Annotated in this window: 14 protein-coding genes; 1 reads left to right on the plus strand and 13 read right to left on the minus strand. The window is 36.8% G+C overall.

The window, feature by feature from the left end:
• Positions 1–62: 62 nt before the first annotated feature.
• The 11 genes from AC0KUU_RS15035 to AC0KUU_RS15085 all read right to left on the minus strand — a co-directional run bounded on the left by AC0KUU_RS15035 (position 63) and on the right by AC0KUU_RS15085 (position 9371).
• On the minus strand, positions 63–836 hold the full coding sequence (locus AC0KUU_RS15035; RefSeq protein ID WP_165575489.1) for an EAL domain-containing protein: 774 nt from the start codon (positions 834–836) through the stop codon (positions 63–65).
• 279 nt (positions 837–1115) lie between these two features.
• Positions 1116–1250 carry a hypothetical protein gene (locus tag AC0KUU_RS15040; protein WP_272911194.1) on the minus strand — a complete coding sequence of 45 codons (135 nt, stop codon included), beginning with the start codon at positions 1248–1250 and terminating at the stop codon, positions 1116–1118.
• A gap of 239 nt (positions 1251–1489) precedes the next feature.
• Positions 1490–2092 carry a hypothetical protein gene (locus AC0KUU_RS15045; RefSeq protein WP_340598417.1) on the minus strand — a complete coding sequence of 201 codons (603 nt, stop codon included), beginning with the start codon at positions 2090–2092 and terminating at the stop codon, positions 1490–1492.
• A gap of 106 nt (positions 2093–2198) precedes the next feature.
• Positions 2199–2561, minus strand: a complete 363-nt coding sequence (locus AC0KUU_RS15050) for a hypothetical protein (RefSeq protein ID WP_340597985.1) — start codon at positions 2559–2561, stop codon at positions 2199–2201.
• Positions 2562–4178: a DUF6792 domain-containing protein gene (locus AC0KUU_RS15055; RefSeq protein WP_340597986.1), complete on the minus strand. Its 1617-nt coding sequence runs from the start codon at positions 4176–4178 to the stop codon at positions 2562–2564. It lies immediately after the preceding gene.
• A 2-nt stretch (positions 4179–4180) separates the two neighbouring features.
• Positions 4181–4861, minus strand: a complete 681-nt coding sequence (locus tag AC0KUU_RS15060; RefSeq protein ID WP_340597988.1) for a hypothetical protein — start codon at positions 4859–4861, stop codon at positions 4181–4183.
• Between the two features lie 243 nt (positions 4862–5104).
• The gene (locus AC0KUU_RS15065) at positions 5105–5494 is read right to left on the minus strand and encodes a PepSY domain-containing protein (RefSeq protein WP_043979997.1); all 390 of its coding nucleotides are present in this window, start codon (positions 5492–5494) and stop codon (positions 5105–5107) included.
• A gap of 205 nt (positions 5495–5699) precedes the next feature.
• Positions 5700–5882, minus strand: a complete 183-nt coding sequence (locus AC0KUU_RS15070) for a DUF3973 domain-containing protein (RefSeq protein ID WP_013055747.1) — start codon at positions 5880–5882, stop codon at positions 5700–5702.
• Positions 5883–6112: 230 nt separating this feature from the next.
• Positions 6113–7093, minus strand: a complete 981-nt coding sequence (galE, locus tag AC0KUU_RS15075; protein WP_013055746.1) for a UDP-glucose 4-epimerase GalE — start codon at positions 7091–7093, stop codon at positions 6113–6115.
• Positions 7094–7290: 197 nt separating this feature from the next.
• The gene (locus AC0KUU_RS15080; protein WP_162213720.1) at positions 7291–8175 is read right to left on the minus strand and encodes a fumarylacetoacetate hydrolase family protein; all 885 of its coding nucleotides are present in this window, start codon (positions 8173–8175) and stop codon (positions 7291–7293) included.
• Positions 8172–9371, minus strand: a complete 1200-nt coding sequence (locus tag AC0KUU_RS15085; protein WP_340597991.1) for an amidase — start codon at positions 9369–9371, stop codon at positions 8172–8174. Before AC0KUU_RS15085 ends, AC0KUU_RS15080 begins: the two co-directional genes overlap by 4 nt.
• Before the next feature lie 203 nt (positions 9372–9574).
• Here AC0KUU_RS15085 and AC0KUU_RS15090 point away from each other — a divergent pair, with 203 nt between their 5' ends.
• Positions 9575–10285, plus strand: a complete 711-nt coding sequence (locus tag AC0KUU_RS15090) for a M50 family metallopeptidase (RefSeq protein WP_043980006.1) — start codon at positions 9575–9577, stop codon at positions 10283–10285.
• 310 nt (positions 10286–10595) lie between these two features.
• Here the strand turns inward: AC0KUU_RS15090 and AC0KUU_RS15095 are convergent, their stop codons facing one another.
• Entirely contained in the window at positions 10596–11723 is a 1128-nt protein-coding gene (locus tag AC0KUU_RS15095; RefSeq protein ID WP_340597994.1) for a nucleotidyltransferase domain-containing protein, read from the minus strand.
• Positions 11724–11751: 28 nt separating this feature from the next.
• Positions 11752–13554, minus strand: a complete 1803-nt coding sequence (locus tag AC0KUU_RS15100; protein WP_340597996.1) for an ABC transporter ATP-binding protein — start codon at positions 13552–13554, stop codon at positions 11752–11754.
• Positions 13555–13570: the final 16 nt, after the last annotated feature.

Genomic DNA, 13570 nt, shown 5'->3' on the forward strand with positions numbered 1-13570 from the left:
ATATAAGTCTAATTACCCATTCTCATATTACGATAAATTATCTATTTAGTGAGGTGTATGGTTTAAGAGTTCAGCAGCCTTTCTCGTCTGAATAAACTGCGGTACTTATTATAAGTTAAGTAGGAAGAGATCGACTGCGGCGTGCCCAGTAAATAGCCCTGAGCAGCATGTAGGTTTAACGAAATCGCTGCGGCTAAATCTTTATCTCGTTCAACGCCTTCTAAAATGAGATTCGTATGCGGATAATAGTTAACAAGCAAATCAATCAGATCTTTCTTTTGCTTGCAGTCAGCTAGCCCTTCAGCATAGCTTCGATCCAGCTTCATATAGTGAGGTTCGTACATGCTCACTTGTCTCATCGCTGCGGCTCCTGCTCCAAAATCATCAATCGCAATTTTGAAACCGGCCTCTTTCAAACTCATTACTCGGGCAAAAAGAGCAGGCGATTCCCATAAAATCTTTTCATGAAGCGTTTCATTTAACTCCCATACAATGCGATGCTTGGCGTTTTTATAGGTGTTCAACAGATACGTTAAAAACAGTTGAAAATGGGGATGGAGAAGAGTAGATGGAAACACATTGATAAATACATCCTCTGATTTCAACACATCAAACGGAAAGTGCTTGATCGCTCCTTCAATTGCCATCGTATCAAGCTTGTACAAATAATTATGGCGTCTTGCCAGTGAAAACAACTCTTCAATCTGCCCTTTTGCGAAAGCCGTGCGCAGCAAAGCCTCAAAACCAAGCGTCTCCCACGAATTCAACGCATAAATAGGCTGATATACAAACTGAAAGTCTTCATACGTCAGTTCCTTTAACACATGAGCATCCATTCTTTCGTTTAATCACCTTTCGTTTTCAATATACTATTTCTTCCATAACCTAAACTTATAAAAATATATCCTAAAAACAGATAATTGTCCATTAAAAGTAAGAGATTCCATTAGGCGATTTAGAGGTTTTGAGACTTGCGGGGGGCTTATGATAGCGACAAAGAAGTGTTTTAGAGACTTTTATGCTTTTGATAGACAGGCTGTAAAGGATGTTTCAAAAAAGAGCGGACTCACTCTCATCTAAAACAAACAAATTGGATAAAGGAGCTGGACTACTTGTTACACCGCGGTTGATTTCCGTGCATGGCTTCGCTTTCCGCGGGCGGGCGCTGAGCCTCCTCGTCGCTTACGCTCCTGCGGGGTCTCACCACTTCCGCTTTTCCCGCAGGAGTCTTCGCCTTGCCCTCCAATCAACCGCTAGAAGCACCTATATACATAAAATCTACGTTTACCAGATACTTAGCGCAATAATCTCTTATCGTTAGTTTGTAATCATAGACAAATTGCTAATATTGATAAATAGATGCTAGTTGGAAAACCAAAGATACCAGCCCATACAAAGCATTACAAAGAAATATTGTACCTACAGCTAAAGCAAATCCTATAACTTTCTTCATCTAATTTGTTACCTCTTCTTCTCTATAAATTCTCTACTATTTTTCATCGTTAAAATGAATATTTTCTAGAATTTTTAAAAACCATTCTTTCTTTTTATCTTCATCACCGCTTTTATATTTATCACTACTATCGAAAGAAATCTGTAATACTTTATTAGAACTCTTATCTGCTACATATGCCAAGTATGCATTAGGAATATGTTTCTTTTTATCTACTATTACACGCTTTTCTGTTCCTTTGAAATAAATATAAGCTGATTGGTAGTAAACCCTCGTCTGTGAGTTTTCAATCTTATTAGGAATACTTAATCCAAACCTTCTCTTAAATAAATACACTTTGTTTTCACTTGAGGGAACAGCTCCCCATTGTTCAAAGTCTTTATTATCTCTAGCGTAATCTCCATTTTCACTCAGTAGTCTATATCCTTCCGGAAACCACATCGTATACTGCCCCGTCTTTGATTTAAATTCATAAAATCCGTCGCCTACTTTTTTATCTTTGTTCAAAAACTTACGTGTAAAGTGATCATCAAAAGCTGGGACATTTGGATAGCGGCTTTCGTTTATCATCCATATTCCACCTATTAAAATAGCAACTCCTGTAATGATTGCGGGAAGGGTCTTCGTACGTTTTTTTATTGTCATACACTCCCTTTATTATTCTTTTGAAATAAACGGGACTTAATGTAAATTGTTCAACATATAAAAATCCCTCAGACCACTGTCTGAGGAATAGAAGTATCCCTTATGTTAATTCACTTTCATCCATTGATTCTTTATATCGAATTTCGTACTCTCTCTTATGCATATCTTTAACAGAATGCATAAAACTCATAATATGCTGAGATGCTCCAGTATCATACTGCTGAGCTCGTAGCGTATATCCCCGCTCAGCTGCTTCTAATTTACTTTTAACCGCATCCGCAAACTCACCCGTTTGGTTTTCTAAATAGCTTTTAGCATGCCAAAGCTTTTCATTCACTTCTTGATCCTTTTTAATTAACTCTTTAATCCTTTTTGCCTGCTCGTCTTTGAAGTCATCACCATCAAATTCAAACGTGTATTTACCGCTCGTTGTTCCTGTGTGTGTAAAATCAAAATCAAACAATTAAATCCCCCCTACTACTTTTTTCATACTTTTAATATCTGAAGCTACCGATTCGTCTGCTTCCATCATCTTCTCGAAATTTTGGAAGAACGCTTCAAGAAACTTTTGATAGTATGTAACTTCCTCTTGAATAGAAGAAATAATCTCTTCAACAGGGGTAAATACACTATCGTCTAGCGGATCAAACGTTTTGTCAAACGTCACTTTTTCAGCCACACGCTTTTGTCCAAACCAAGCGAGAGTAGCTCCGTCTTTATCTGCCTTTTCCATAAATGACTGGGGAGAAGCTTCTTCTCTGGATATTTTCATTTTTAACTTTTTCTTCTTAGCTTCGAAGACTTCGTTAATTTCACTATGTAAATACTGCTTTAGCGCATTTAAGTTTGCTTCTTTGTCTTTAATGGCATTAGCACAGTAATAAACAAACTTCTTCATTTGTTCATAATCTAGCAAGATTTCTTCCTGAGATCCTGAATCAAAAACCTGATAATATGTCTTCATAGTATTAGCTTCTGTGTATTTGACGACGTAATTAATTCCGTGCAGTTTTGCTTGGTCTCTTTGAGATATTCCTTTAATCCCTTGCACTAAAACTCCAGGACTTTTTATCGCCTGTTTTGTCAAGAAAAATGCGCCTTCTGTTCCTAGTACAATCCCCGGAAGATGCTTAAGCGGCTTTTCCTTAACGTCATCAACATATGATGGAATATTGAGAAGAACACTGTCGTCTACATGGGCGTTTGCCAAAGATAATCCTCCAATTATATTGGATACTCCAGAGTTATATCTGACTTCGTCAAGTTTTAAAAATAAGTTCCATTTTGCTAACCTTTTCAGAGGATATTCTCCAATATTAATCATTTCTTCTGTATCCATATCTCCAAGCATGGTTACTTTATTACCTACATACCAACTGCCAGGGAAAGATTGCGCATGCATAGGTTCACCTTTTACCCAAGTATGGCTAATTGTGGCTTTTTGTTTTTCATAATAGGTATTTGCTAACTTTAACAATTCTTTTGTAGATATATCCTCAGTCTTTCCTTTTATTTGCGTTATATAGTTAGAGAATTGTTTATCTAACCTTTTCAATTGTTTAATATTTACAGGAGCATCATTTAACCCTCTAATATTTGTAAAATCTTTCGTGATTAAACCTAATGTAACTATTAGGTTTCCTCCTAAAGAATGACCATCACCATAGTGTTGAATTTTCACGTTTAAGTTTTTATTCTGTTTCTTATTAATATGTTTCTCAACCTTGTTATACATTTCTTGAGCATCTTCAATTTGATGATCGTTGCTTCCAGCACCAATACCTAAACCATCATAAACAACATCAGGAAAATCCTTGGTTGGTTCCGTTCCTCTCATGAAATAATAAACCTGATTTACTTTCTTCTCTTTATCATAAAAATGGATAGCAGCACCATCAAACCCCGATTTTTTTCCTATCCCCATGTCTTTGCTCGTGTAAATTTCAAAATTAGGAGGATTTTTTCCTTTAACTTCTTTATAGATCTTCTTTAACTCATCTTCTCTTCCAGATAACCCCTTATACTCCAGCTGAGTTATTCTATTTCGTAGTTTATTATTTAGTAATGCCTTTTCACTCATAATCATTTCTCCTCATGAAAATTTACGCTTTGTAGTATTTTCACAATTAATTTTTCTTGTTTCTCCCCTTGTTTTTCTGTTAACTCTTCTCCTGTATATTTGTAGTAGAGCTCGATTACTCTATCCGTATCTTTATCTGCTATATATGCTACATATGTATTTGGAACGTACTTAATATTGTTCTTTACAACTTTTTCCTCAGTTCCTTTAAAATATGTATATGCTGAATCGTAATATATACTGGCATTAGCTGTTTCTATCTTTTTTGGCATGTTAACGTGTAAATTTTTTTTAAACAAACTCTCTACATTTATGTTCTCATTTTTTTTCACTTTATCTGCCAGTTCCACGTTAATATATGAAATCTCGCTTTTATTATTAAAGAAATTTTCCGAAGAAGCTACCCATCGCTCATAATCCTTTCCGTTGATAGAATAATCTTCTTTATTTTCATGAATCAACTGATACTCCTCCGGAAACCACATCGTATACTGTCCTGTCTTCGACTTAAACTCATAAAACCCATCATCCACTTTTTTATCTTTGTTTAAGAATTCACGCGTAAAGTGATCATCAAAAGCGGGAACGTTTGGGTATCGGCTTTCGTTTATCATCCATATTCCTCCTATTAAAATAGCAGCTCCTGCAATGACTGCAATAATGGTCTTCGTACGTTTTTTCATCGTCGCACACCCTTTTAGTTATGTTATAACCTATGTTTTATACATGTTCGATACTATCATACTTATAATGGGAGAGTCATAAGCAGAACGAATCAAAGAACCATAATTAGGAAGTGGTTATTTTTCACTATCACTTACCCTTTCTTTTAAATAAATAATCGTTTCTTGCTTTATTAATGATTTCTCTCAATAAAGAAAACCCCACTTTCAAAAAAGTGAGGTTGATTACATAATATAGGCCATTTACTGAACGCTTCGTTCTTCTTGTGCCAGCACATCAATTTCAGCATCAATCTTTACGCTGTGGGTTTTTCCATCAAGGCCAAGAATCACAATTTCGTACTGCTTGTTAGCAAGAACAACGGATTCAATAATGCCTTTATGCTGTCTTAACGCGTATGCTTTTGCACGGCTTTTAGTTAAAGGAATCGTTTTTTCTTTCAAAATACTGCCGGTTTGGGCGTTAATTTTTACTTTATGCTCTTCTCCGTTTAACGTAAGGATGTCTACTATATAAATAGGAAGAGTGAGTATTTTACTCAGCGATATGGATTTGATAATGCCTTTATATTCTTTTAATGCGAGAAGCTTTGCTTGTTCTTTCAACAAAAGAGATCGTTTTTCAGAAATCATTTGACGCCATCCTTTCTAGTTTATAAAACGGACTGCTGTTTCAATTTCTTAACGTACCATATCCTATGTATACGTCTACTAACTAGTATAGCGGGCTTGTCTTAAATTTATCTTAATATTACATGAAAGATAGCTGAAGAAAGCTGTTATTCACTGAAAAAACTAGACCTGATTAGATCTAGCTTCTTATTGGTGAATGTGAATTCTACATCTTTTTCGTTTCGAATCGTTCTACGGCTCTCATTTGTTTGATTGATGGGGATTTGTGTACGCACATGCCCAGATGAACTTTTTGAAGCAAATAGGGATCAATGTAAAAACCATTTTGAAAGATGTTTTCTTTTTCCTGTTCGTCATGAAATTTGGAGCATCTTACACAGTAATACATATCATAACCTCCTTGCGGACTATTTTATAAACGGGGATAGTTTTGAATGGTATATTTACCTACATCATATGGAAAAGAACAAAAGTCGTGCTTGTTTAGGGAAAATGTCCGAAAAGGAGAAGGCTTGTCTGTGGGCTAAAACACTGGATTTTAAAAATGATTATTTAGAACATAAATCAGTTTAATTCTAATAAAAAAGCCCCTTTTAAAAAGAAAAGAGGCACTTTTTATTAATTTGTTACTTTTGCGCTGTTTTGATGCCAGTTCCAAGCTGATGCGATAATTTTTTCTAATGAAATTTGCGCTTTCCAGCCTAATTCTGCGTGAATTTTATCAGAAGATGCAACTAGGCGTGCCGGATCTCCAGCGCGACGGTCTGCCATCACAACATTCGCTTTTTTACCCGTTACTTTTTCACACGTTTCGATCACTTCTTTTACAGAGTAACCAAGGCCGTTTCCAAGATTGTACGTTGCTGTTTTCTTCGTGCCGTCTAATAGGGCTTGAAGCGCTGAAATGTGAGCATTTGCTAGGTCCGTTACGTGAATGTAGTCACGGATGCACGTTCCGTCTTCAGTATCGTAGTCTGAGCCGAATACAGAGATGTTTTCACGTTCACCAAGCAGGTGCTGAAGAATGATTGGAATTAAGTGCGTTTCAGGATCATGGCACTCGCCAATTTCCGCTGTTTCGTAAGCACCCGCTGCGTTGAAGTAACGAAGCACCACATATTCCATATCGTAAGCACTTGCAAAGTCAGCTAAAATCTGTTCAATCATTAACTTTGAACGTCCGTACGGATTAATTGGGTTTGTTGCCGTATCTTCTGTAATAATATCTACAGAAGGGATCCCATATGTAGCAGCAGTAGATGAAAAAATAAACTTTTTCACATTGTGCTTCATCATCGTTTGTAAAAGGGTTAACGTCGCAGCTACGTTGTTTTGATAATATTTAAGAGGATCTGTTACTGACTCCCCTACTAAACTATTAGCAGCAAAATGCATGACAGCATCAATTTTATGATTTGTGAATACGCTTTCTAAATCTTTCTCATTACCTAGATTTCCTTCTACGAATACCGCTTTCTCATCGATTGCCCAGCGATGACCCGTTGATAGATTATCAAGTACCACAACTTCATTTGTTTTCACTAATTCTTTTACTAGGTGGCTTCCGATATAGCCTGCTCCTCCGATGACTAAAATCATACTGTCAGTCAGCTCCTTTTTATTAAGTGTCGCTACAGATATCGTACCCGTTTCTTTTCCATTTGTAAATATTTCATTTTTCAGTATATGATACCGCAGCTGTCTCTTTTAATTAGTATATCTACTAATTGTGAACTGAGTGTGAAGATATTCGTTTCTGCTCAAAAACCCGTGCGTGTAGGCAACGGGTTTTCTTCTTAGATTTGCTGAGGCACTTTCTTCATATCTTTTACTTTATTTTTTAATGGAAGCATCCCTTCAATATGACATTCAATACAGTCCCCGTCTTCAATAACAGCCGGTCCCGGCGTTCCGGTGAGGATGATGTCACCTGGATGCAGCGTCATGACTTTTGAGAAAAATGAAACACAGTATGCGATGTCGTAAATCATATTAGACACTGTATTTTCATGCTGCATGTCTCCATTTAGCAATGTGCGCACTTGAAGTGATTTTACGTTTGATATACTTTCTTTTGTGATAAATTCTGAGCCTATACTGCAAAATGTATCAAAGCTTTTCGCTCGCATTAAGTAACGATGATTCGCCGCATGAATATCAGCTGCGGTTACGTCAATTGCTGACGTATAACCAGCAATTACGTTTATGGCTTCATCTGGCTCTATATCCTTACACGTTTCGCCGATTACCACCGCTAGTTCCGCTTCAGCCGTTGTTTTGTAGGACTGCTTTGGAATACGAATGCTGTCATCTGGTCCAATAATGGCGGTTGCGGGTTTTAAAAAACTAACTGGATCAATGGCACGGTCATAGTCTTTTAGTTTTTCTTCAGAAGCCGCATAATTAAATCCAATGCCTAATAATTTCGACGGATTACTAATGATAGGAGCTGTTTTTCTGCCCTGCAAGTGTAGTACGGGAAAAGAGCTGTTCATACCAAATTTATTATGGGCGTACCATGTTTCAAGGTGGCGAAGTTCTTTATATTGAATAAGATCCCAAATTGTTGTAGACCAGTTTGTTAAATATTTAGTATTGATATCTTCTATAAGCAGAATGCTGTCATTATCTAAAATAGCTGCTTGTTCTTTCCCTTGCTCTATTATATTTACTAACTTCATGATACGCTCCTTACCGATGCTTGAATGATACGACCGCTGTTTTCTTTTACCCAATTTAATAATTTTTCATCTTGGTTGTATCCTGCAATAAAAGATAAACCGAGTGGCAAACCGTCTAGTTCTCCTGCAGGTATCGTAACTTGGGGAAGACCGCTCAGGCCGGCAATACACGTCATTTGAAGTGTTCGCAATCTTCTGTTTTCTAATTCCAGTCCTTTTGCATCTTTTACAGGCGCGGGTCCTGGAGCTGTAGGAAGTACTAATATTCCTTCTTCTCCAAGCTGTGAGTACATAAAATAGCGAAGTTCACGACGCTTTTCTTCTATATAATTCATATTTAATAATGTAAGAGTGCTGGCCCATTGAAAGCGGCTTCCGATGTCTTCTCCAAACGTTGGATTTTCTTTTTGAATCCACTCTCCGTGCGTTTGCCAGATTTCTTTTCCTTGCAGCAAACGGAAAGTTTCCATATATGTAGAAAAACCCTGAGGGGCAATCGCTATCTCTTCTATAGTAGAGAAAGACTCCATTACGTGGTTGATAGAGGGCGCAAGAGCTCGCATGCTTTGTTCATCCACAAGTTCCATTACATCTGTTGGTACATACAGCCGTGTAAATCCACTAGCACGCGACGCTGAATTCAATAAAACCGCTCCTACTTTTTGCAGAGTGTGGCCGTCTCTAGCCATTACACCAACTGTATCAAAGCTAGGAGCCAGTGGAATCAGACCGTTTGTAGAAATGCGTCCGTGAGAAGGACGATACCCGAAAATACCGCAGTAGCTTGAAGGAATTCGAACCGATCCTCCCGTATCTGTTCCAATCGCAAAATCAGTTATTCCCGCTGCGACAGCAACCGCTGATCCGCTTGAAGAACCTCCCGGAATTCGATCTGCGCTTTTTGGGTTTACCGGTGTTCCGTAATGCGCGTTTTCTCCATTTAATCCGTACATAAGCTCGTCAGTATGCGTAACTCCCTTTAGCGCAGCTCCTTCTTTTAAAAGAGCAGCTACTACGTCTGCATGTTCACTTGCAGGCTGATGCGTGGCGAGCCAATCTGGATTTCCCGCACTTGATATATGTCCTTGTACATCAAATACGTCTTTTAACGCAAAACTCAAGTTATTTAACATTCCCGTTCCCGTTGGAGGTACGTAAAGATCACTGTCTACAAATGCGTTCCACGTATCTTTCATTCAACCATCTCCTCGTTTCTTATATCTGTTTAGAATATAAAATTTGGAATAAGCTGGTCAATGAATGTGTCAGGTCTGTTAACATTAATATTATGTAAATTTCCCAGCTTCTCTTTTCCTAGAGAAACTAGCCGTTTTATTTCCCTTTTAGCACGTTTGCGAGTAAAGTAGAAACATATCATTTTACGAAAAGGACTATCGCGATGGAACAATCTACTACGCTTTTCTTATTTATTTTATTAGCTTTTGTGCTAACAAGAGGCATTCCATTTATAGGTTCATTTGCTCCTAGCATTAATCAGCTGCTTCGGCATATTGGACGTTATTTTTCAAATTTAAATACGATGTTTCATGAAGATGGCCACGCGCTAATGGGGCTTATTGTCGGAAAAGGCGTCAATCGCATTGAGCTGTATACCAATAATGAAGGCGTAGCTGTGACTGCCACCTACGCGGGATCCCGTGGATGGCTGCCGCGCGTCATTATTGCTTTAGCCGGCTACCCGTTCAGCTCAGCAATGGCTTATTTGTTTTTCTACCTGCTCGTTCACCATCACTACGACTGGCTTTTTTATGGGTTAGGAAGTGTGGTTGTTATTAATTTACTGCTTTGGGTACGTAACGGATACGGAATTGTATGGCTTTTTTCTATCGGTTTGATCCTCGGAGGTATTTATTATTTACAAGACCCACAGCTTACGCGCTACAGCATGATGTTTGTTGGTGCGCTGTTACTTGTAGAATCTCTATTTTCTGCCTTTATTATTTTTCTGTTAAGTATCAAATATCCACACGATGCAGGTGACGCTACGAGTTTAAAGCAGCTTACCCATCTTTCAGCACGCTTTTGGGGTTTTTTATTTTTCGCACAGGCCGTGTACGTGGCTTACTTAATTTTTCAACTGATTTATTAGAGAACGACGCAGAAGAAACAATATAATTAATTATTGCTTCACAAACGTATATATTTAAATAAAGGATGCTTCTCGTTGTGTGAGATAGCATTCTTTATTTACGTTTTCCTTGCAATGGATTTTTATCTAAAAGCACCTTCATAAAAGTAACCTGACTTTTTAATGTTTTTGTCTAAAACAAAAAAGCACCTTCTAAGTAGAAAGACGCTTTATTATAGCTACCTTTTTAAAGTTTTAATCAACGATCGTTGAATGTCTTGTAAAATTACCAAAAACCAGGTTTAACTATATTACTCTTTCAATATTTTTGCTAATTTTTAACTTTTGAATAAAATAAAGCACGAAATAATGTATGAAACTTTTTTTGATAAAATTTAATATACCCTCTAAAGATACTATATTTTTTATGCTTTATTGAAGGTGGATAAAGATTAGTTATCTCCGATTTATTTGGAAAAAGCCATCTCTTAAAAAAGATCATAGAATGCTTAAACTGGTCATACTCAGACAAATGTACCCGAATAAGGTTTTTAAATCCTTTTACGCTTTGTCTGTCTCCATAACGTATTTCTTGATAATCCCACCATATTTTTGATTTTTTATTAAAAGGAAAGCTATTAATTTGATCGAGATGTGGAAATTGATTATAAACAACTGTTAATGTACTTGTTAGTCGTTTTAAAGTGTGATCGTTTTTTGCTATTTTAAATAATGCATCGTAATCAATTTTATGATTTAAGACATGTATAGTTTGTATAATATCGATAAAATATTTTAAAGAATCCATTCCATGCTTCCAGCCGTGAAGACAAATCATATAGAAAGTATGTACTTCAGACAGTTGTTTTATATATTTGTAACCTTCTAAAGGAGTAGAGTGCTTCCAAAATTGCTCAATCTCTAATGAGGAACTCTCCTCTTTAAGAAGATCCCAATGAAGTTCAATAGCTAACGGAACAGGTGAATGAGGAATCACTTTACCAAACGAACGATGAAAGTGATGAGATGAGTATTCTCCTTCTGTATCGTATTCTAACTCTTCAATACACCTTATCGCTTTTTCCATATCCTCTTTGCGAATTAATATATCAATGTCCGTTGTCCTTCTTGCACTGAAATGACCAAAATATGTTTCGTTAAATAAAATTCCTTTTAATGGGATAGCAGAGATATCATTAGCTTCGAACGTATCCAAAATAAGCTTTAGCTGGTTTTTAATATAAAGGTTGTTATACAAAACAGCTTGATATTCTGTCTTTAGCTGATTTTGAAAATATGTTGGCGTTTGCTCCATTCTTCCTTGCTGTTTTAACAAAGAATATACCGTTGCTGATAAGTGAAAGTATTCGATATCTTCTAATATAGAGCTATAATCATTCGGATTTTCTGGCAATGGACGGCTTTGATCATATAATGATTGAATAAACTCAATGAACATTATGGAAGGCCTCCTAATTTATTTGTCTTTACAGCATGATGGCTCTTTCTTCGTTATGAGAAAGCTGTGATGGGTTGATATGAGCAAGGTCTCGATATAAGCCAGGCTGATGAATCAGCTCTTCATGCTTTCCTGATTGAATCAGTTTTCCATTATCAATGACAATAATAGAATCAACATTTTGAATAGTAGATAAGCGATGAGCAATTACGATAGTTGTCCTATTTTTCATAATTCCTTGGAGCGCTTCTTTAACCAAGTATTCTGTTTCATTGTCTAGTGCAGATGTTGCTTCATCAAGCAGCAAAATAGGTGCATTCTTTAAAATAGCGCGAGCAATTGCAATCCTTTGCTTTTGCCCTCCCGATAACGTTACCCCTTTTTCGCCTATTTTTGTCTCATACCCATGAGGTAGTGACAGAATGAAATCATGAATATGAGCAGCCCTTGCAGCTGTGACTAGCTCTTCTTCAGTTGTCTGAGGATTAGCTAAAAGCAGATTTTTTCTTATAGTACCAGTAAACAGAAAAGTTTCTTGTGGGACATATGCAATTAAGTTCTGCAGTTCAGATGCAGTAAGAGCACTAAGCGGTGTTTGATCTATATAAATTTCTCCGGCTTGAGGCTGATAAAAACCTTGTAATAAGTTAAATAAAGTCGATTTCCCGGCACCGCTCGCTCCAACGATAGCTATACTTTTCCCTGCAGGTATTTGTAAATTAAAATTTTCAAAGATATACCTTTCTCCGTCATAGCTAAAGGTCATATTCTGAAAACCAATAGCTTTTTGTTTTGGCTTCTTTTGAAAAAACTCAGGAAAATCAATAGTTTCATATTGCACTTTTAATATAGGAGCTATTCGCTCAACTGCTGATGTAGACCTTTGAAATGCAGCCCACTGTCCCGCGAGTCCATTTAATGGATAAATCAGCCGATTGCTTAGAGTTACAAACGCTAAAAGGGACCCTACTGTTAGCATACCTTTTGAAACCATTACTGCTCCTAAACACAGGCTGACAAGAAAAGCTATTAATGCAATAGCTTCACCTCCGGCATAAAATAATCCTTTCATTTTTCCGTTATACAAATCTAATCCTAAAGCTTGCTGATTTTGCTGACGGTATTTACTAAAGAAAGATCGTTCTAACAAAAAAGATCGAATGACAATAAACCCTTGAAAGATTTCAGATAAACTACTCGTCATTTCACTGTTTAACTTTAGAATTTCCCTACTGCTGTTGCGCAATAAAAAACCAAAAACACCGCCTGCAATCACAGCAATAGGTATAATAAATAAACCCACAAATGACAGTAATGGACTAATATGGGCTAAATAAAGAAAGATAGCAATAAATAATAACGGTAATTTTATAAGGTTGATAAGATTTCGCCCAATCATTCCATCTATGCTGTTAATATCATTGGTAAAATGAGAAATCAATTCTCCAGAGTGGGTTGTATGAATTTTATGAACGGGAGAAAGTAACAGTTGCCTTAGAAGCTGCTCTTTTAAATCTCGTTTAATAGAAGATGTTGCAACCGCTTCAATATATGTATCGTAATAGATTGTAAGAAAGCTTATAAGTATTAGACCAAAAGCAAGTGGCAGCAAGTGCTTAACGCGGGTAAAGTCTCCTTGAACGGCAGCATCTGAAAGATCTCCAAGAAACCACGCGGAGGCAAGAGTAATTAAAATGTCCGTCAATAAAAAAAGCATTAACCCTGCGTAAGATTTCCAATTTTTTCTAAGCGAAGGGTATATAATTGAAAAAGCGCTTATCATTTCCTCTTTGTCAAAATACCGCTTTATATCAGCTCGATTTAATTTCATCATAACACTCCAAAAA

This window comes from Priestia sp. ST2 (assembly GCF_055810735.1).